Annotated in this window: 15 protein-coding genes and 4 pseudogenes; 18 read left to right on the top strand and 1 reads right to left on the bottom strand. The window is 53.7% G+C overall.

Features of this window, described 5'->3' with window-relative positions; genetic code table 11:
• Positions 1-121: 121 nt before the first annotated feature.
• The 16 genes and pseudogenes from C1P89_RS01290 to C1P89_RS01210 all read left to right on the top strand — a co-directional run.
• Entirely contained in the window at positions 122-694 is a 573-nt protein-coding gene (locus C1P89_RS01290; protein ID WP_000176187.1) for a glycine cleavage system transcriptional repressor, read from the top strand.
• Positions 694-1,164, top strand: a complete 471-nt coding sequence (gene bcp / locus C1P89_RS01285; protein ID WP_001068682.1) for a thioredoxin-dependent thiol peroxidase — start codon at positions 694-696, stop codon at positions 1,162-1,164. The genes C1P89_RS01290 and bcp overlap by 1 nt, the downstream gene beginning before the upstream one ends.
• 252 nt (positions 1,165-1,416) lie before the next feature.
• Entirely contained in the window at positions 1,417-2,034 is a 618-nt protein-coding gene (gene hyfA / locus C1P89_RS01280; protein ID WP_001299064.1) for a hydrogenase 4 subunit HyfA, read from the top strand.
• A complete protein-coding gene (gene hyfB, locus C1P89_RS01275; RefSeq protein ID WP_000339479.1) occupies positions 2,034-4,052 on the top strand; it encodes a hydrogenase 4 subunit B in 2,019 nt (672 codons plus the stop codon). Before hyfA ends, hyfB begins: the two co-directional genes overlap by 1 nt.
• A gap of 10 nt (positions 4,053-4,062) precedes the next feature.
• Complete coding sequence (gene hyfC / locus C1P89_RS01270) at positions 4,063-5,010, top strand: hydrogenase 4 subunit HyfC (RefSeq protein WP_014334039.1); 948 nt, start codon at positions 4,063-4,065, stop codon at positions 5,008-5,010.
• Between the two features lie 16 nt (positions 5,011-5,026).
• Positions 5,027-6,465: pseudogene (gene hyfD / locus C1P89_RS01260) on the top strand (hydrogenase 4 subunit HyfD).
• An 11-nt stretch (positions 6,466-6,476) separates the two neighbouring features.
• Positions 6,477-7,127, top strand: coding sequence for a hydrogenase 4 membrane subunit (gene hyfE, locus C1P89_RS01255; protein WP_000147987.1), 651 nt, complete (start codon positions 6,477-6,479; stop codon positions 7,125-7,127).
• Positions 7,128-7,131: 4 nt separating this feature from the next.
• Positions 7,132-8,712: a hydrogenase 4 subunit F gene (gene hyfF / locus C1P89_RS01250; RefSeq protein WP_000122550.1), complete on the top strand. Its 1,581-nt coding sequence runs from the start codon at positions 7,132-7,134 to the stop codon at positions 8,710-8,712.
• Entirely contained in the window at positions 8,702-10,417 is a 1,716-nt protein-coding gene (gene hyfG / locus C1P89_RS01245) for a hydrogenase 4 catalytic subunit HyfG (protein ID WP_001102309.1), read from the top strand. Before hyfF ends, hyfG begins: the two co-directional genes overlap by 11 nt.
• A 9-nt stretch (positions 10,418-10,426) precedes the next feature.
• Positions 10,427-10,966 carry a hydrogenase 4 subunit H gene (hyfH, locus tag C1P89_RS01240; protein WP_000916083.1) on the top strand — a complete coding sequence of 180 codons (540 nt, stop codon included), beginning with the start codon at positions 10,427-10,429 and terminating at the stop codon, positions 10,964-10,966.
• The gene (gene hyfI / locus C1P89_RS01235) at positions 10,963-11,721 is read left to right on the top strand and encodes a hydrogenase 4 catalytic subunit HyfI (protein ID WP_000075541.1); all 759 of its coding nucleotides are present in this window, start codon (positions 10,963-10,965) and stop codon (positions 11,719-11,721) included. Before hyfH ends, hyfI begins: the two co-directional genes overlap by 4 nt.
• Positions 11,714-12,127: a hydrogenase 4 assembly chaperone HyfJ gene (gene hyfJ / locus C1P89_RS01230; protein ID WP_005136528.1), complete on the top strand. Its 414-nt coding sequence runs from the start codon at positions 11,714-11,716 to the stop codon at positions 12,125-12,127. Before hyfI ends, hyfJ begins: the two co-directional genes overlap by 8 nt.
• A 29-nt stretch (positions 12,128-12,156) precedes the next feature.
• Positions 12,157-14,169, top strand: a complete 2,013-nt coding sequence (gene hyfR, locus C1P89_RS01225) for a DNA-binding transcriptional regulator HyfR (RefSeq protein ID WP_001251511.1) — start codon at positions 12,157-12,159, stop codon at positions 14,167-14,169.
• 21 nt (positions 14,170-14,190) lie between these two features.
• A pseudogene (focB, locus tag C1P89_RS01220) lies at positions 14,191-14,871 on the top strand (formate transporter FocB); the annotation flags it as partial.
• 226 nt (positions 14,872-15,097) lie between these two features.
• A pseudogene (locus C1P89_RS01215) lies at positions 15,098-16,304 on the top strand (IS110-like element ISEc20 family transposase).
• Between the two features lie 28 nt (positions 16,305-16,332).
• A pseudogene (locus tag C1P89_RS01210) lies at positions 16,333-16,497 on the top strand (formate/nitrite transporter family protein); the annotation flags it as partial.
• Positions 16,498-16,534: 37 nt separating this feature from the next.
• On the opposite strand, the gene C1P89_RS01205 reads toward C1P89_RS01210, so the two are convergent.
• Positions 16,535-17,596 (bottom strand): AI-2E family transporter, encoded by a 1,062-nt coding sequence (locus tag C1P89_RS01205; protein WP_000892044.1) that lies wholly within the window; start codon positions 17,594-17,596, stop codon positions 16,535-16,537.
• A gap of 212 nt (positions 17,597-17,808) precedes the next feature.
• On the opposite strand from C1P89_RS01205, the gene bepA reads away from it, so the two are divergent.
• Positions 17,809-19,272 carry a beta-barrel assembly-enhancing protease gene (bepA, locus tag C1P89_RS01200; RefSeq protein ID WP_000489669.1) on the top strand — a complete coding sequence of 488 codons (1,464 nt, stop codon included), beginning with the start codon at positions 17,809-17,811 and terminating at the stop codon, positions 19,270-19,272.
• A 20-nt stretch (positions 19,273-19,292) separates the two neighbouring features.
• The gene (gene arsC / locus C1P89_RS01195) at positions 19,293-19,652 is read left to right on the top strand and encodes an arsenate reductase (glutaredoxin) (RefSeq protein ID WP_000166469.1); all 360 of its coding nucleotides are present in this window, start codon (positions 19,293-19,295) and stop codon (positions 19,650-19,652) included.
• The last annotated feature ends 123 nt before the right edge of the window (positions 19,653-19,775 follow it).

The raw sequence follows: 19,775 nt of genomic DNA, 5'->3' as shown, positions 1-19,775 counted from the left end.
GTCTCAATGGTACGTTTGGTATGGCATTAAAAGCAAGCAGACAGAACCGTTCTGATTGTTGTATGCATGTTTTTTTTATGCTTTCCTTAAGAACAACTCACCCCTTAAAGGAATAACCAGTTTGACACTGTCATCGCAACATTATCTGGTGATCACTGCATTGGGTGCCGATCGCCCTGGAATTGTGAACACCATCACCCGTCATGTCAGTAGTTGCGGCTGTAATATTGAAGACAGTCGCCTGGCGATGCTGGGAGAAGAGTTCACGTTTATCATGCTGCTTTCCGGTTCATGGAATGCCATTACTCTGATTGAATCAACGTTACCGTTGAAAGGTGCCGAGCTGGATCTTTTAATCGTGATGAAGCGCACGACGGCGCGTCCGCGTCCGCCAATGCCAGCATCTGTCTGGGTTCAGGTCGATGTGGCAGACTCCCCGCATTTAATTGAACGCTTCACAGCACTTTTCGACGCGCATCATATGAACATTGCGGAGCTGGTGTCGCGCACGCAACCTGCTGAAAATGAACGGGCTGCGCAGTTGCATATTCAGATAACCGCCCACAGCCCCGCATCTGCGGACGCAGCAAATATTGAGCAAGCGTTCAAAGCCCTATGTACAGAACTCAATGCACAAGGCAGTATTAACGTCGTCAATTATTCCCAACATGATGAACAGGATGGAGTTAAGTAATGAATCCACTGAAAGCCGGTGATATCGCACCGAAATTTAGCTTGCCGGATCAAGACGGAGAACAAGTTAATTTGACCGACTTCCAGGGACAGCGTGTTCTGGTTTATTTCTACCCGAAAGCCATGACCCCCGGCTGTACCGTACAGGCCTGCGGCTTACGCGATAACATGGATGAGTTGAAAAAAGCGGGCGTTGATGTGCTGGGTATCAGCACCGATAAACCCGAAAAACTCTCCCGTTTTGCGGAAAAAGAGCTGCTTAACTTTACGCTCCTGTCTGATGAGGACCACCAGGTGTGCGAACAATTCGGCGTCTGGGGTGAAAAGTCCTTCATGGGCAAAACCTACGATGGCATTCATCGCATCAGCTTCCTGATTGACGCTGATGGCAAAATCGAACATGTCTTTGACGATTTCAAAACCAGCAATCACCACGACGTTGTGCTGAACTGGCTGAAAGAACACGCCTGATTACTTTGCTCCATTCCGTGCTGGCTGCGCTTGCGGCCAGCATACCTCACTTCTCGTGATCAAGATCACATTCTCGCTTTCCCCTGCGACACGGGTGTCGAATCCATTTTTTGCTGAACGTTAATGACCATCATTTTTGTACCGTTCAGAATCCAGTTAATACATAACTTATTGAATATATTGAGTTAATCAGAATGGCATCCTTTATGCAATATGAAATGCAATGTTTCATATCATTTTCAAGGAGCCGACATGAACCGCTTTGTGGTGGCCGAACCACTGTGGTGTACAGGATGTAATACCTGTCTCGCTGCCTGTTCGGACGTGCATAAAACGCAAGGTTTACAGCAACACCCGCGCCTGGCCCTGGCGAAGACGTCAACACTCACTGCCCCTGTCGTGTGTCATCACTGTGAGGAAGCCCCTTGCCTGCAGGTCTGCCCGGTCAATGCCATCTCTCAGAGGGATGATGCGATCCAACTCAACGAAAGCCTCTGTATTGGCTGCAAGCTTTGCGCCGTGGTCTGCCCATTTGGCGCAATCAGCGCTTCAGGAAGCCGTCCGGTGAATGCCCCTGCGCAATATGTTTTTCAGGCTGAGGGCTCACTCAAAGACGGCGAAGAAAACGTGCCGCCCCAACATGCGTTGCTGCGCTGGGAACCGGGTGTCCAGACCGTCGCGGTGAAATGCGACCTGTGTGATTTCTTGCCAGAAGGTCCGGCCTGCGTTCGCGCTTGCCCGAATCAGGCGTTACGGCTGATCACCGACGATAGCCTGCAACGCCAGATGAAAGAAAAACAGCGCCTTGCCGCAAGCTGGTTTGCCAATGGCGGGGAGGATCCCCTTTCCCTCACTCAGGAGCAACGCTAATGGATGCCCTGCAATTATTAACCTGGTCGCTGATCCTCTATCTGTTTGCCAGTCTGGCTTCGCTGTTTTTACTCGGTCTGGACAGACTGGCTATTAAGCTTTCCGGCATCACATCGCTGGTAGGCGGCGTGATTGGCATCATCAGCGGAATTACGCAATTACATGCAGGCGTAACTTTAGTCGCCCGTTTTGCCACGCCTTTTGAATTTGCCGATTTAACCCTGCGAATGGATAGCCTCTCGGCATTTATGGTGCTGGTTATCTCCTTGCTGGTGGTGGTTTGTTCTCTCTATTCATTGACTTATATGCGCGAATACGAGGGCAAAGGCGCGGCGGCGATGGGCTTCTTTATGAATATTTTCATCGCATCGATGGTTGCCCTGCTGGTGATGGACAACGCTTTTTGGTTCATCGTGCTGTTTGAAATGATGTCGCTGTCTTCCTGGTTTCTGGTCATTGCCAGGCAGGATAAAACGTCGATCAACGCTGGCATGCTCTACTTTTTTATCGCCCACGCCGGATCGGTGCTGATAATGATCGCCTTCTTGCTGATGGGGCGCGAAAGCGGCAGCCTCGATTTTGCCAGTTTCCGCACGCTTTCACTTTCTCCGGGGCTGGCGTCGGCGGTGTTCCTGCTGGCCTTTTTCGGTTTTGGCGCGAAAGCCGGGATGATGCCGTTGCACAGCTGGTTGCCGCGCGCTCACCCTGCCGCACCATCGCACGCTTCAGCGTTGATGTCTGGCGTAATGGTCAAAATCGGTATTTTCGGCATCCTGAAAGTGGCGATGGATCTGCTGGCGCAAACGGGTTTGCCGCTGTGGTGGGGCATTCTGGTGATGGCGATCGGCGCAATCTCCGCGCTCCTGGGCGTGCTGTATGCACTGGCGGAACAGGATATCAAACGGCTGCTGGCCTGGAGTACCGTCGAAAACGTCGGCATTATTTTGCTGGCGGTCGGTGTGGCGATGGTCGGTCTGTCACTGCACGACCCGCTGCTCACCGTGGTTGGACTGCTCGGCGCACTGTTTCATCTGCTCAACCATGCGCTTTTCAAAGGGCTGCTATTTCTCGGCGCGGGTGCGATTATTTCGCGTTTGCATACCCACGACATGGAAAAAATGGGGGCACTGGCGAAACGGATGCCGTGGACAGCCGCAGCATGCCTGATTGGTTGCCTGGCGATATCAGCCATTCCTCCGCTGAATGGTTTTATCAGCGAATGGTACACCTGGCAGTCGCTATTCTCACTAAGTCGTGTGGAAGCCGTAGCGCTACAACTTGCGGGTCCTATTGCTATGGTAATGCTGGCAGTCACTGGTGGGCTGGCAGTAGTGTGCTTCGTCAAAATGTACGGTATTACTTTCTGTGGTGCGCCGCGCAGCACACACGCTGAAGAGGCACAGGAAGTGCCAAATACGATGATCGTCGCCATGCTACTGCTCGCGGCACTCTGCGTATTAATTGCGCTTAGTGCCAGTTGGCTGGCACCGAAGATAATGCACATTGCCCATGCGTTTACCAATACCCCTCCCGTCACTGTCGCCAGCGGAATAGCACTTGTACCCGGCACGTTTCATACACGGGTCACTCCTTCATTACTGTTGCTGTTACTACTGGCGATGCCTTTGCTGCCTGGCCTTTACTGGCTGTGGTGTCGTTCGCGCCGCGCAGCGTTTCGTCGCACAGGAGATGCCTGGGCATGCGGCTACGGCTGGGAAAATGCGATGGCCCCGTCAGGCAATGGCGTGATGCAGCCGCTGCGTGTGGTCTTTTCTGCGCTATTTCGTCTACGACAACAGCTCGACCCTACGCTGAGGCTAAATAAAGGTCTTGCGCACGTCACCGCCAGGGCTCAGAGCACAGAACCCTTCTGGGATGAGCGGGTGATCCGCCCCATCGTGAGCGCCACCCAACGGCTGGCCAAAGAAATACAGCATCTGCAAAGCGGCGACTTTCGTCTCTATTGCCTGTATGTGGTCGCCGCACTGGTTGTGCTGCTAATCGCTATTGCCGTCTAAGGAAATCACCATGAGACAAACTCTTTGCGACGGATATCTGGTCATTTTTGCGTTAGCACAGGCCGTGATTCTGCTGATGCTAACCCCACTTTTTACGGGTATTTCCCGGCAGATACGCGCGCGTATGCACTCCCGCCGCGGGCCGGGGATCTGGCAGGATTATCGCGATATCCACAAACTGTTTAAACGCCAGGAAGATGCGCCGACATCTTCAGGTCTGATGTTCCGCCTGATGCCGTGGGTATTAATCAGCAGCATGCTGGTGCTGGCGATGGCCCTACCACTATTTATTACCGTTTCCCCTTTTGCGGGCGGCGGCGATCTGATCACCCTTATCTATCTTCTTGCCCTGTTTCGTTTTTTCTTTGCTCTTTCAGGGCTGGATACCGGAAGCCCGTTTGCGGGAGTCGGTGCCAGTCGCGAGTTGACGCTCGGCATTCTGGTCGAACCCATGCTCATTCTCTCACTGCTGGTATTGGCGCTGATAGCAGGTTCCACGCATATCGAGATGATCAGCAATACGCTGGCAACGGGCTGGAACTCGCCGCTAACCACCGTACTGGCGTTACTGGCCTGTGGTTTTGCCTGCTTCATTGAGATGGGAAAAATTCCCTTTGATGTTGCTGAAGCAGAACAGGAATTACAGGAAGGCCCGCTGACCGAATATTCCGGTGCCGGGCTGGCGCTAGCGAAATGGGGGCTGGGGCTGAAACAGGTCGTGATGGCAGCACTGTTTGTGGCCCTGTTTCTGCCCTTTGGGCGCGCGCAAGAACTTTCTCTCGCCTGCCTGCTGACTTCACTTGTCGTTACGCTGCTCAAGGTTTTGCTGATTTTTGTACTGGCCTCAATCGCAGAAAACACGCTGGCACGCGGGCGTTTTTTACTCATTCACCATGTGACCTGGCTTGGCTTCAGCCTTGCTGCGCTTGCATGGGTCTTCTGGTTAACCGGTCTGTAAGGAGCACTGACGGAATATGGAAAATCTTGCTCTGACGACGTTAATGCTGCCTTTTATCGGCGCACTGGTCGTTTCGTTTTCGCCACAACGTCGGGCCGCCGAATGGGGGTTTTGTTCGCCGCACTGACCACGCTGTGCATGTTGTCGCTGATCTCCGCGTTTTATCAGGCCGATAAAGTTGCCGTCACGTTGACGTTGGTCAACGTGGGGGATGTGGCATTGTTTGGCTTGGTCATTGATCGCATGAGTACGCTGATTCTGTTTGTGGTGGTGTTTCTCGGTTTGCTGGTCACGATCTACTCCACGGGTTATCTGACGGATAAAAATCGCGAACACCCGCATAACGGCACGAATCGTTATTACGCATTTTTGCTGGTGTTTATCGGCGCGATGGCGGGACTGGTACTCTCCTCGACGCTGCTCGGTCAGTTGTTGTTTTTTGAAATTACGGGCGGCTGCTCCTGGGCGTTGATCAGTTATTACCAGAGCGATAAAGCACAGCTTTCAGCACTAAAAGCGTTACTTATCACTCATATCGGCTCGTTGGGGTTGTATCTTGCCGCCGCCACGCTGTTTTTGCAGACCGGAACGTTTGCGCTTAGCGCGATGAGCGAGTTACACGGCGACGCACGTTATCTGGTTTATGGCGGCATCCTGTTTGCCGCGTGGGGGAAATCGGCCCAGCTACCGATGCAAGCGTGGCTACCGGATGCAATGGAAGCGCCAACACCGATCAGTGCCTATCTCCACGCCGCATCGATGGTGAAAGTGGGCGTTTACATTTTTGCCCGCGCCATTATCGACGGCGGCAATATCCCGCATGTGATTGGCGGCGTTGGCATGGTCATGGCGCTGGTCACCATTCTTTATGGCTTTCTGATGTATTTGCCACAGCAGGATATGAAGCGGTTGCTGGCCTGGTCGACCATCACTCAACTTGGCTGGATGTTCTTCGGCTTGTCGCTCTCCATCTTCGGCTCGCGGCTGGCGCTGGAGGGTAGCATCGCCTACATCGTCAACCACGCGTTCGCTAAAAGCCTGTTTTTCCTTGTAGCAGGTGCGCTGAGTTACAGCTGCGGCACGCGCTTGTTGCCGCGTCTGCGTGGCGTATTGCACACCCTGCCGTTGCCAAGCGTGGGTTTCTGCGTGGCAGCGCTGGCGATTACCGGTGTGCCGCCGTTCAACGGCTTCTTCAGTAAATTCCCGCTGTTTGCCGTCGGTTTTGCGTTGTCAGTGGAGTACTGGATCCTGCTGCCCGCCATGATTCTGCTGATGATTGAATCGGTCGCCAGTTTCGCCTGGTTTATTCGCTGGTTTGGTCGCGTCGTGCCGGGCAAACCGAGCGAGGCCGTCGCCGATGCCGCACCGCTGCCAGGGTCAATGCGCCTGGTGTTGATTGTACTGATTGTGATGTCGCTGATTTCCAGCGTAATCGCCGCGACCTGGTTGCAGTAAGGAGATGATGAATGACCGGTTCTATGATCGTAAATAATCTGGCGGGACTGATGATGCTGACATCGCTGTTTGTGATTAGCGTCAAAAGCTATCGCCTGTCATGCGGATTTTACGCCTGCCAGTCGCTGGTGCTGGTGTCTATTTTCGCCACTCTCTCGTGCCTGTTCGCCGCAGAGCAACTGCTGATCTGGTCCGCCAGCGCCTTTATCACCAAAGTGCTGCTGGTACCGTTAATCATGACTTACGCTGCACGAAATATTCCCCAGAACATCCCGGAAAAAGCGTTATTCGGTCCGGCAATGATGGCACTGCTCGCGGCGTTAATTGTCCTGCTTTGCGCATTTGTCGTTCAGCCCGTGAAGCTACCGATGGCTACCGGGCTGAAACCGGCGCTGGCGGTAGCGTTAGGTCATTTTCTGCTTGGCCTGCTGTGCATTGTCAGCCAGCGCAATATCCTGCGGCAAATTTTTGGTTACTGCCTGATGGAAAACGGCTCCCATCTGGTGCTGGCGCTTCTTGCCTGGCGAGCACCGGAACTGGTGGAAATAGGTATCGCTACCGACGCCATCTTCGCCGTCATTGTGATGGTGTTACTGGCAAGAAAAATATGGCGTACCCACGGCACGCTGGACGTGAACAACTTGACCGCGCTGAAGGGATAATGAGATGAGTTATTCTGTGATGTTCGCTTTACTCCTGCTCACGCCGCTGCTTTTTTCGCTGCTCTGTTTTGCCTGCCGGAAACGGGGGCTCTCTGCGACTTGTACGGTGACTGTATTACATAGCTTAGGGATCACACTGCTGCTGATTCTGGCACTCTGGGTGGTCCAAACTGCCGCTGATGCAGGAGAAATATTCGCTGCGGGACTGTGGCTTCATATTGATGGTCTGGGCGGTTTGTTCCTCGCCATTCTTGGTGTGATTGGCTTTCTCACCGGTGTTTACTCGATTGGCTACATGCGTCATGAAGTGGCACACGGCGAGCTTTCACCCGTTACGCTGTGCGATTACTACGGTTTCTTCCATCTGTTTTTGTTCACCATGCTGCTGGTTGTTACCAGCAATAACCTGATTGTGATGTGGGCGGCGATCGAAGCCACCACCTTAAGCTCGGCGTTTCTGGTAGGCATTTACGGTCAGCGTTCATCGCTGGAATCAGCATGGAAGTACATCATTATTTGTACTGTTGGTGTCGCTTTTGGTCTGTTCGGTACCGTGCTGGTATACGCCAACGCCGCCAGCGTTATGCCGCAGGCAGAAATGGCGATATTCTGGAGCGAGGTTCTTAAGCAATCGTCCTTGCTTGACCCAACATTAATGCTGTTGGCCTTTGTGTTTGTGCTAATTGGCTTTGGTACCAAAACCGGGCTATTTCCCATGCACGCCTGGCTGCCGGATGCTCACAGTGAAGCGCCGAGTCCGGTCAGCGCCCTGCTCTCCGCCGTATTGCTGAACTGCGCGCTGTTGGTGCTGATTCGCTATTACATCATTATTTGCCAAGCCATCGGCAGCGATTTCCCCAACCGGTTGTTGCTCATCTTCGGCATGTTGTCGGTTGCCGTGGCGGCATTTTTCATTCTGGTACAGCGGGACATTAAGCGTCTGCTGGCGTACTCCAGCGTGGAGAACATGGGGCTGGTCGCGGTGGCGCTAGGCATTGGCGGGCCGCTGGGAATTTTTGCCGCGCTGCTGCACATCTTAAACCACAGTCTGGCAAAAACGCTGCTGTTCTGCGGTTCCGGCAATGTACTGCTCAAGTACGGCACGCGCGATCTCAACGTCGTCTGTGGGATGCTCAAAATCATGCCATTTACCGCCGTGCTGTTTGGCGGCGGTGCGCTGGCGCTGGCAGGGATGCCGCCCTTCAACATTTTTCTTAGCGAATTTATGACCATTACCGCCGGACTGGCACGTAATCACCTGCTGATTATCGTCCTGCTGTTATTGCTGTTAACGCTGGTGCTGGCGGGCCTGGTACGGATGGCAGCGCGGGTGTTAATGGCGAAACCGCCGCAGGCCGTTAACCGGGGTGATCTCGGCTGGTTGACCACCTCGCCAATGGTGATTCTGCTGGTCATGATGCTGGCGATGGGAACGCATATTCCACAACCTGTCATCAGGATCCTGGCGGGCGCTTCCACTATAGTCCTCTCAGGGACGCACGACCTGCCTGCACAACGTAGCACCTGGCATGATTTTTTGCCTTCAGGCACCGCATCTGTTTCGGAGAAACACAGTGAACGTTAATTCATCGTCAAATCGTGGCGAAGCGATTCTCGCCGCCCTGAAAACGCAGTTCCCCGGCGCGGTGCTGGATGAAGAGCGACAAACGCCTGAACAGGTCACCATTACGGTGAAAATCAATCTGCTGCCTGACGTTGTACATTATCTTTATTATCAACATGATGGCTGGCTTCCAGTCCTGTTTGGCAACGACGAGCGGACACTTAACGGTCATTACGCGGTTTATTATGCCCTTTCAATGGAAGGGGCCGAAAAATGCTGGATCGTGGTGAAGGCACTGGTCGATGCCGACAGTCGGGAGTTTCCGTCAGTCACACCGCGCGTCCCTGCCGCGGTCTGGGGCGAGCGAGAAATTCGCGATATGTACGGGCTGATTCCGGTTGGCCTGCCGGATCAGCGTCGCCTGGTGTTGCCCGATGACTGGCCGGAAGATATGCATCCGCTGCGCAAAGATGCGATGGATTATCGACTGCGCCCTGAACCGACGACTGATACCGAAACGTATCCGTTTATCAATGAGGGCAATAGCGATGCGCGGGTGATCCCTATTGGCCCGCTGCATATCACCTCCGATGAACCGGGTCACTTCCGCTTGTTTGTGGATGGCGAGCAAATTGTCGATGCTGATTACCGCCTGTTTTATGTCCATCGCGGCATGGAGAAACTGGCAGAAACGCGGATGGGCTACAACGAAGTGACCTTCTTATCGGATCGCGTGTGTGGGATTTGCGGTTTTGCCCACAGTGTGGCCTATACCAACTCGGTTGAAAATGCACTGGGGATTGAGGTGCCGCAACGAGCGCATACTATTCGCTCGATTCTGCTGGAAGTCGAACGTCTGCACAGTCATTTGCTCAACCTTGGCCTCTCCTGCCATTTTGTTGGATTTGATACCGGCTTTATGCAATTTTTCCGCGTGCGGGAAAAGTCGATGACAATGGCGGAATTGCTGACCGGGTCGCGTAAAACCTACGGTCTGAATCTGATTGGTGGTGTTCGCCGCGATATTCTCAAAGAGCAACGTCTGCAAACGCTGAAACTGGTGCGCGAGATGCGCGCCGACGTGTCGGAGCTGGTAGAGATGCTGCTTGCCACGCCGAATATGGAACAACGCACTCAGGGCATTGGCATTCTCGACCGACAAATCGCCCGTGATTATAGCCCTGTAGGGCCGCTGATCCGCGGCAGTGGTTTTGCCCGTGATTTGCGCTTTGATCACCCCTACGCCGACTACGGCAATATTCCAAAAACACTGTTTACCTTTACCGGCGGCGATGTTTTCTCCCGCGTGATGGTCCGTGTCAAAGAGACGTTTGATTCGCTGGCAATGCTGGAATTTGCCCTCGACAACATGCCGGATACCCCACTGCTGACCGAAGGCTTTAGCTATAAACCTCACGCATTCGCGCTGGGCTTTGTTGAAGCGCCACGCGGTGAAGACGTGCACTGGAGCATGCTCGGTGATAACCAAAAATTGTTCCGCTGGCGCTGCCGTGCCGCCACCTACGCCAACTGGCCGGTGTTGCGTTACATGCTGCGCGGCAATACCGTTTCTGACGCACCGCTGATTATCGGTAGCCTTGATCCCTGCTACTCCTGTACCGACCGTGTGACGCTGGTAGATGTGCGCAAGCGCCAGTCAAAAACCGTGCCGTATAAAGAGATCGAACGCTACGGCATTGATCGTAACCGTTCGCCGCTGAAGTAAGGACAGAAGATGCTGAAGTTACTGAAAACTATTATGCGCGCCGGAACCGCGACGGTGAAATATCCCTTCGCGCCACTGGAGGTCAGCCCAGGCTTTCGCGGGAAACCGGACCTGATGCCCAGCCAATGTATTGCCTGCGGCGCCTGTGCTTGTCCGGCAAATGCGCTGACTATCCAGACCGACGACCAGCAAAATTCGCGCACCTGGCAGCTCTATCTGAGGCGTTGTATTTACTGCGGACGTTGTGAAGAAGTGTGCCCGACCAGAGCCATCCAGCTTACCAATAACTTTGAACTGACCGTCACCAATAAAGCCGATCTCTATACCCGCGCGACGTTCCATCTACAACGTTGCAGCCGTTGCGAACGCCCGTTTGCCCCGCAAAAAACCGTCGCACTGGCTGCTGAATTGTTGGCACAGCAACAAAATGCGCCACAAAACCGCGAAATGTTATGGGCGCAAGCGAGCGTCTGCCCGGAGTGCAAACAACGCGCGACGCTGCTCAACGACGATACAGATGTACCGCTGGTGGCTAAGGAGCAGCTATGAGTCCAGTGCTTACACAACATGTCAGCCAGCCCATCACGCTGGACGAGCAAACGCAAAAGATGAAGCAGCATTTGCTACAGGATATCCGTCGCTCGGCTTACGTTTATCGCGTCGATTGCGGCGGCTGCAACGCCTGTGAAATCGAAATTTTTGCCGCCATCACACCAGTATTCGACGCAGAACGTTTTGGCATTAAGGTTATTTCATCACCGCGTCACGCCGATATTTTGTTATTTACAGGCGCAGTCACCCGGGCGATGCGTATGCCTGCACTTCGGGCGTATGAGTCTGCCCCCGATCATAAAATTTGTGTTTCCTACGGCGCGTGCGGTGTCGGCGGCGGTATTTTCCACGATCTCTACAGCGTCTGGGGCGGCAGCGACACCATTGTCCCCATTGATGTTTGGATCCCCGGCTGCCCGCCAACACCGGCCGCCACCATTCACGGTTTCGCCGTGGCGCTCGGTTTGCTGCAACAGAAGATTCACGCGGTGGATTATCGCGATCCCACCGGGGTGACTATGCAACCGTTGTGGCCGCAGATCCCGCCATCACAGCGTATCGCCATTGAGCGAGAAGCGCGGCGGCTGGCGGGCTATCGTCAGGGGCGAGAAATTTGCGATCGGCTCCTGCGCCATTTAAGCGACGATCCTACAGGAAATCGGGTTAACACCTGGTTGCGCGATGCCGACGATCCACGTCTCAATAGTATCGTTCAGCAACTCTTTCGCGTACTCCGGGGGTTACATGACTGAAGAGTGCGGGGAAATTGTTTTCTGGACGCTGCGAAAAAAGTTTGTCGCCAGTAGCGACGAGATGCCGGAACACAGCTCTCAGGTAATGTATTACTCGCTGGCTATCGGTCATCACGTTGGCGTGATTGATTGTCTGAATGTCGCCTTCCCCTGCCCACTGACGGAATACGAAGATTGGCTTGCACTGGTCGAAGAGGAGCAAGCCCGACGTAAGATGCTGGGGGTGATGACTTTTGGTGAGATTGTTATTGACGCCAGCCACACCGCCCTGTTGACCCGGGCATTCGCGCCACTGGCGGATGACGCGACGTCTGTGTGGCAGGCGCGTAGCATTCAATTCATTCATCTGTTGGATGAAATTGTGCAGGAACCGGCCATCTATCTGATGGCCAGAAAAATTGCGTGAGAAGGATTTCTCATTAATAAGGACTGTTGATGGCTATGTCAGACGAGGCGATGTTTGCCCCGCCGCAAGGAATAACAATTGAAGCGGTAAACGGAATGCTCGCGGAGCGGTTAGCGCAGAAACACGGTAAGGCGTCTTTATTACGCGCCTTCATCCCGCTGCCGCCGCCGTTCAGCCCGGTACAACTTATTGAACTGCATGTTCTCAAAAGCAACTTCTATTACCGCTACCATGATGATGGCAGCGATGTGACGGCAACAACAGAGTATCAGGGCGAGATGGTCGATTATTCGCGTCACGCCGTCCTTCTCGGCAGTAGTGGAATGGCGGAGCTACGCTTTATTCGCACCCACGGCTGCCGTTTTACTCCCCAGGATTGCACACTGTTTAACTGGCTGGCGCGGATAATCACCCCGGTTCTGCAATCATGGCTCAATGATGAAGAACAGCAGGTGGCGCTGCGTTTGCTGGAGAAAGATCGCGATCATCATCGGGTACTGGTTGATATTACTAATGCAGTGCTGTCACATCTTGATCTCGACGATCTGATCGCTGACGTCGCTCGTGAGATCCATCATTTTTTCGGTCTGGCTTCAGTCAGTATGGTACTGGGCGATCATCGAAAGAACGAGAAGTTTAGCCTGTGGTGCAGCGATCTTTCTGCCTCACATTGTGCGTGTCTGCCACGCAATATGCCTGGCGACAGTGTATTGCTGACACAAACGCTACAAACCCGACAACCGACCTTGACGCACCGTGCAGACGATCTGTTTCTCTGGCAACGCGACCCGTTATTACTCTTACTTGCATCTAACGGCTGCGAATCTGCGCTCCTTATACCGCTTACCTTTGGCAACCATACACCGGGTGCATTGTTGCTGGCGCATACCTCTTCCACTCTCTTTAGTGAGGAAAACTGTCAGCTACTACAACACATAGCCGATCGCATCGCTATTGCCGTTGGCAATGCCGATGCCTGGCGTAGCATGACCGATTTGCAGGAAAGTTTGCAGCAAGAAAACCACCAGCTTAGCGAGCAGCTCCTTTCGAATCTGGGCGTCGGTGACATTATCTATCAAAGCCAGGCAATGGAAGACCTGCTCCAGCAGGTAGATATTGTGGCGAAGAGCGACAGTACAGTGTTGATTTGTGGTGAAACCGGAACCGGCAAAGAGGTGATCGCCAGAGCGATCCATCAACTTAGCCCGCGACGCGACAAGCCGCTGGTCAAAATCAACTGCGCTGCCATCCCCGCCAGTCTTCTGGAAAGTGAGTTATTCGGTCATGACAAAGGGGCGTTTACTGGTGCGATTAATACCCATCGTGGTCGTTTTGAAATTGCCGATGGCGGCACGTTGTTTCTTGATGAAATTGGCGATCTGCCGTTAGAACTTCAGCCTAAACTGCTGCGCGTATTGCAGGAGCGGGAGATTGAGCGTCTCGGCGGGAGTAGAACGATCCCGGTGAATGTCAGAGTCATTGCCGCCACCAACCGTGATTTGTGGCAAATGGTTGAAGATCGCCAGTTTCGCAGCGATCTCTTTTATCGCCTGAATGTCTTCCCACTGGAATTGCCGCCGCTACGCGACCGTCCGGAAGATATCCCTCTTTTAGCAAAGCATTTCACGCAAAAAATGGCGCGCCATATGAATCGTTCAATTGACGCCATCCCGACCGAGGCGCTACGCCAGTTGATGTCGTGGGACTGGCCGGGCAACGTGCGCGAGCTGGAAAACGTGATTGAGCGAGCGGTACTGCTGACTCGCGGTAACAGTCTGAATTTACATCTTAATGTCCGACAAAGCCATTTACTGCCGACGCTAAATGAAGATTCAGCGCTTCGCAGTTCAATGGCGCAGTTGCTGCACCCGACGACGCCAGAGAATGACGAAGAAGAACGTCAGCGCATTGTTCAGGTATTGCGAGAAACCAATGGCATTGTTGCCGGGCCCCGTGGCGCGGCGACACGATTAGGGATGAAGCGCACCACGCTGCTGTCACGAATGCAGCGTCTGGGGCTCTCGGTTCGCGAGGTGTTGTAATCTGCTTTTGCAGGAGTATGCATGAGAAACAAACTCTCTTTCGACTTGCAGTTGAGCGCCAGAAAAGCGGCAATCGCTGAACGGATTACTGCCCATAAAATTGCCCGCAGCAAAGTGTCGGTCTTTTTAATGGCGATGTCCGCTGGCGTGTTTATGGCGATTGGATTTACTTTTTACCTTTCCGTTATCGCCGATGCCCCGTCTTCACAGGCATTAACCCATCTGGTGGGCGGCCTTTGCTTTACACTCGGCTTTATTTTGCTGGCGGTTTGTGGCACCAGCCTGTTCACCTCGTCGGTAATGACGGTGATGGCAAAAAGTCGGGGCGTTATTAGTTGGCGAACTTGGCTGATTAACGCACTTCTGGTGGCCTGCGGTAATCTGGCAGGTATTGCCTGTTTCAGTTTGTTAATCTGGTTTTCCGGGCTGGTGATGAGTGAAAACGCGATGTGGGGAGTCGCGGTTTTACACTGCGCCGAGGGCAAAATGCATCATACATTTACTGAATCTGTCAGCCTCGGCATTATGTGCAATCTGATGGTTTGTCTGGCGCTGTGGATGAGTTATTGCGGGCGTTCATTATGCGACAAAATCGTCGCCATGATTTTGCCCATCACCCTGTTTGTCGCCAGTGGGTTTGAGCACTGTATCGCCAATTTGTTTGTGATTCCGTTCGCCATTGCCATTCGCCATTTCGCCCCGTTACTTTATTCGTACCCCTTATAATGGGGTGTTAGCCAGCCAGACCCGGCATGATTACTGCCCCCAGTCGTCCATGATCCGGGGGGTGATGTCACCGGGTCTGGTGGGGCGCTGGTAACCGCTAATAGGGGTCAGGTCAGGCACTTTTGCCGGGACCGTCTGTAACGTGGATGCCGGTACCTGCTCCCCGTGGTTATCTGGTTAACCCATATACAAGGGAGACAGAATGACCGAATCCAGCGATTACGAATCCGTCCAGGTCTTTATCGGCGTTGATGTCGGTAAAGATACGCATCACGCTGTTGCCATTAATCGTTCAGGTAAACGCCTGTTCGATAAAGCATTACCCAACGACGAAAACAAACTCAGGTCGCTAATATCTGACCTGAAACAACATGGTCAGATACTGCTGGTTGTTGATCAGCCAGCTACCATCGGTGCGTTACCTGTCGCCGTTGCCCGCTCAGAAGGAGTCCTTGTCGGATACCTCCCTGGACTGGCCATGCGCCGCATAGCCGACTTACACGCCGGTGAAGCTAAAACTGATGCTCGTGACGCTGCCATCATTGCCGAAGCTGCCCGTACCCTGCCTCACGCGCTACGCACGCTGAAACTGGCTGACGAGCAAATCGCCGAACTCTCCATGCTCTGCGGCTTCGATGATGATCTTGCCGCACAGACAACGCAGGCCAGCAACCGTATCCGCGGCCTTCTGACCCAGATACATCCGGCACTGGAGCGCGTTCTCGGTCCGAGACTTGAGCACCCGGCGGTACTCGATCTTCTCCAGCGATATCCCTCACCAGAAAAACTCGCTTCGCTGGGCTTCGCTGGGTGAGAAGAAGCTGGCAGCCCAGCTCTGCAAACTTGCGCCTCGTCTGGGTAAACGCCTTGCAGCAGACATAGCTCAGGCACTGGCCGAACAAACCGTCGTCGTTCCCGGCACGAATGCCGCTGCCGTAGTACTGCCACGTCTGGCACTCCAGCTCATCACGCTGCGTAAGCAAAGAGACGAGGTGGCGCTTGAGGTAGAACAGCGAGTTCTTGCTCACCCTCTTTACCCGGTCCTGACCAGTATGCCCGGAGTCGGTGTCAGGACCGCAGCCAGACTCCTCACCGAGGTCGCCTGCCGCGCCTTCGCCTCTGCCGCACATCTCGCTGCTTATGCTGGCCTTGCGCCGGTAACTCGGCGATCCGGCTCGTCAATACGCGGTGAGCATCCCTCGCGACGGGGTAATAAAGCTCTCAAACGGGCGTTGTTCCTGTCGGCCTTCGCCGCGCTCAGGGATCCGCTCTCCAGGGCTTACTACACCCGCAAAATGAGTCAGGGAAAACGACACAATCAGGCGCTTATCGCCCTGGCGAGACGACGCTGCGACGTTCTGTTCGCCATGATGCGCGACGGGACTTTTTATACCCCGCAGGGGTCATAACATGCTTGACAACTTAATAGGGGCCCCCCCCTTCTGGCAACTGGCGCACAGTAGCGCAGACAATTTTCCGGCACTGACGGTAAGCCATTTTATTACCGCCAATCTGCTCCCGGTGATGCTGGGTAATATTATCGGCGGTGCAGTGCTGGTGAGTATGTGTTATCGGGCTATTTATTTACGTCAGGAATCCTGAAAAATCAGCCCGGCGAAACAGTTCGTCGGGCTGAAGATTATTCTTGCGCTATTTGCCCATCGGGCCAGGCGTGGATCACGGCTTTGATCAGCGTCGCCAATGGAATAGCGAAGAATACGCCCCAGAATCCCCACAAACCACCGAAGATCACCACCGATAAAATAATCACCAGCGGATGCAGGTTAACCGCTTCGGAGAACAACACCGGTACTAACAGATTACCGTCCAGCGCCTGAATAATCAGATACACTGCGAAGCAGCTCCAGAATTCCGTGCCTGCACCAAACTGGAATAGCGCCACGCCAACCACCGGAATGGTCACCACAAATGCGCCAATGTACGGAATAAGTACCGAGAAGCCGACCAGCACCGCCAGCAGCAGCGAATAGTTCAGCCCAAAGAGCAAGAACCCCAGCCAAGTGGCGATCCCCACCACGATCATCTCCAGCACTTTGCCGCGGATATAGTTGGTGATTTGTTGATTCATCTCCTTCCACACCTGTCCTGCCAGTCCACGGTTGCGCGGCAGCACCCGACGAACGGCGTTCAGCATCTGCTCTTTGTCTTTCAGCAGGAAGAAGACCATCAATGGTACCAGCACCAGATAGACGGCAATGGTCAGCAAACCGACCAGCGAGGCGAGGGAAATTTTCACCACCGAATCGCCCATGGTCAGCATCCGACTGCGCATATTTTCGGCCATTGCATCAATAATGCCCGCGTCCATTAATGCCGGATAGCGGCGCGGCAACGTGGCGGCAAAGTCAGAAAGCTTATTGAGCATCCCCGGCATATCGCGGATCAAGTAGATGCCCTGTTGCCAGGCGATAGGCAGTACCACGAACGCCATCAGTAGCAATATACCGACGAAAACCACCAATACAATCGACGTCGCCCAGCGGCGGGAGCAGCCAATAGATTGCAGGCGCACGGTTGGCCATTCCAGCAAATAGGCCAGCACAATAGCCACCAGCAACGGAGCAAGCAGGCCACTAAAGAAAAAGATAATGCCAAATCCGGCAACTAAAATAACCAGCAAGGCAATCGCTTCCGGGTCGCTAAAACGGCGGCGATACCATTGCATCAACATTTCGAGCATAAAGACCTTCCCTGAACCTCAAGAGCGGGATTGCGATCCGCAATTGTATCGAAATGTCACAAAAAAGACTTCGCTTTTTATGACGGATTCAGGAAACTGAAAAGTCATTTGAGTGGGCTAATCTTCGCCGTTACACTCAAAGGCGGCGCGGTGGGAACAATATTTCACAGTATCGGTCAAATGACTATCTTCAGAAATACAGGATAGAGGTTATGTTCAGGCAGTTGAAAAAAAACCTGGTTGCAACCCTCATTGCTGCTATGACCATTGGTCAGGTAGCCCCGGCGTTTGCCGACAGCGCAGACACCTTGCCGGATATGGGAACCTCCGCAGGAAGCACGCTTTCCATTGGTCAGGAAATGCAGATGGGCGACTATTATGTCCGCCAGCTACGCGGCAGCGCGCCGTTAATTAATGACCCGCTGTTAACGCAATATATTAATTCGCTGGGGATGCGTCTGGTTTCGCATGCCAATTCGGTTAAGACACCGTTTCATTTTTTTCTGATCAACAACGACGAAATTAACGCCTTTGCTTTCTTTGGCGGCAACGTGGTGCTGCACTCTGCCCTGTTCCGTTATTCCGATAACGAAAGTCAACTGGCTTCAGTTATGGCGCACGAAATCTCCCACGTCACCCAACGTCACCTGGCGCGAGCGATGGAAGATCAGCAGCGCAGCGCGCCGCTGACCTGGGTCGGCGCGTTAGGTTCTATTTTACTGGCGATGGCCAGTCCGCAGGCGGGGATGGCGGCGCTGACCGGTACACTGGCGGGAACGCGTCAGGGGATGATCAGTTTCACCCAGCAAAATGAACAGGAAGCGGACCGCATTGGTATTCAGGTGCTGCAACGCTCGGGATTCGATCCGCAGGCGATGCCAACCTTCCTCGAAAAATTACTCGATCAGGCGCGTTACTCCTCGCGCCCGCCGGAAATTTTATTGACTCACCCGTTGCCGGAAAGTCGTCTGGCAGATGCCCGCAACCGTGCTAATCAGATGCGCCCGATGGTGGTGCAGTCGTCGGAAGATTTCTATCTGGCGAAAGCGCGCACACTGGGGATGTATAATTCCGGACGTAACCAGCTCACCAGTGATTTGCTGGATGAATGGGCGAAAGGAAACGTTCGTCAGCAACGAGCGGCGCAATATGGTCGTGCTTTACAGGCGATGGAAGCCAATAAATACGACGAGGCGCGTAAAACGCTGCAACCGTTACTGGCGGCAGAACCTGGCAACGCATGGTATCTCGATCTGGCTACCGATATCGATCTTGGGCAAAACAAAGCCAATGAGGCAATCAATCGCCTGAAAAATGCCCGTGATTTGCGCACCAATCCGGTGTTGCAGCTCAACCTGGCAAACGCTTATCTGCAAGGCGGTCAACCACAAGAAGCGGCCAATATTCTGAATCGCTACACCTTTAATAATAAAGATGACAGCAACGGCTGGGATTTACTGGCACAGGCGGAAGCCGCGCTAAATAACCGCGATCAGGAGCTGGCTGCGCGAGCAGAAGGTTATGCGCTCGCCGGACGACTCGATCAGGCCATTTCGCTGTTGAGTAGCGCCAGTTCGCAGGTGAAATTAGGCAGCCAGCAACAAGCGCGTTACGATGCGCGCATCGACCAGTTGCGCCAGCTGCAGGAACGCTTTAAGCCTTATACCAAGATGTAATTCGCATTAAAGGAAGAACAATGACCAAACAGGTAAAAATCTACCATAACCCACGCTGTTCAAAGAGCCGGGAAACGCTGAACCTGCTGAAAAAAAACGGCGTGGAGCCAGAAGTGGTACTCTACCTTGAGACACCCGCCGATGCGGCAACGCTGCGCGATTTGCTGAAAATGCTGGGGATGAATAGCGCCCGTGAATTGATGCGCCAGAAAGAGGATCTTTATAAAGAACTGAACCTGGCTGACAGTTCGCTTAGCGAAGAGGCGCTGATTCAGGCAATGGTGGATAATCCGAAGCTGATGGAGCGCCCGATTGTGGTCGCGAATGGCAAAGCGCGGATTGGTCGTCCACCGGAGCAGGTACTGGAAATCGTGGGTTAAGATGTGCCCCATCGCTAGTTGAAGCACATTGCCGGATGCGACGCTTGCCATGTCTTATCCGGCCTACGAATACTATGGATTAACTTCGCGTAGTTCGGATAAGGCGTTCGCGCCGCATCCGAC

This window comes from Shigella sonnei, from assembly GCF_002950395.1.
GTDB lineage: Bacteria > Pseudomonadota > Gammaproteobacteria > Enterobacterales > Enterobacteriaceae > ECMA0423.
This window is presented reverse-complemented; position numbering and strand designations above follow the sequence as displayed.

What these genes read in the sequence shown, in the direction of transcription:
- hyfH (WP_000916083.1), top strand. Translation starts at nt 10,427, where the DNA reads ATGCTGAAGTTACTGAAAACTATTATGCGCGCCGGAACCGCGACGGTG.
- bcp (WP_001068682.1), top strand. Translation starts at nt 694, where the DNA reads ATGAATCCACTGAAAGCCGGTGATATCGCACCGAAATTTAGCTTGCCG.
- hyfI (WP_000075541.1), top strand. Translation starts at nt 10,963, where the DNA reads ATGAGTCCAGTGCTTACACAACATGTCAGCCAGCCCATCACGCTGGAC.
- hyfR (WP_001251511.1), top strand. Translation starts at nt 12,157, where the DNA reads ATGGCTATGTCAGACGAGGCGATGTTTGCCCCGCCGCAAGGAATAACA.
- arsC (WP_000166469.1), top strand. Translation starts at nt 19,293, where the DNA reads ATGACCAAACAGGTAAAAATCTACCATAACCCACGCTGTTCAAAGAGC.
- C1P89_RS01205 (WP_000892044.1), bottom strand. Translation starts at nt 17,596, where the DNA reads ATGCTCGAAATGTTGATGCAATGGTATCGCCGCCGTTTTAGCGACCCG.
- hyfB (WP_000339479.1), top strand. Translation starts at nt 2,034, where the DNA reads ATGGATGCCCTGCAATTATTAACCTGGTCGCTGATCCTCTATCTGTTT.
- hyfJ (WP_005136528.1), top strand. Translation starts at nt 11,714, where the DNA reads ATGACTGAAGAGTGCGGGGAAATTGTTTTCTGGACGCTGCGAAAAAAG.
- hyfA (WP_001299064.1), top strand. Translation starts at nt 1,417, where the DNA reads ATGAACCGCTTTGTGGTGGCCGAACCACTGTGGTGTACAGGATGTAAT.
- hyfC (WP_014334039.1), top strand. Translation starts at nt 4,063, where the DNA reads ATGAGACAAACTCTTTGCGACGGATATCTGGTCATTTTTGCGTTAGCA.
- bepA (WP_000489669.1), top strand. Translation starts at nt 17,809, where the DNA reads ATGTTCAGGCAGTTGAAAAAAAACCTGGTTGCAACCCTCATTGCTGCT.
- hyfE (WP_000147987.1), top strand. Translation starts at nt 6,477, where the DNA reads ATGACCGGTTCTATGATCGTAAATAATCTGGCGGGACTGATGATGCTG.
- hyfF (WP_000122550.1), top strand. Translation starts at nt 7,132, where the DNA reads ATGAGTTATTCTGTGATGTTCGCTTTACTCCTGCTCACGCCGCTGCTT.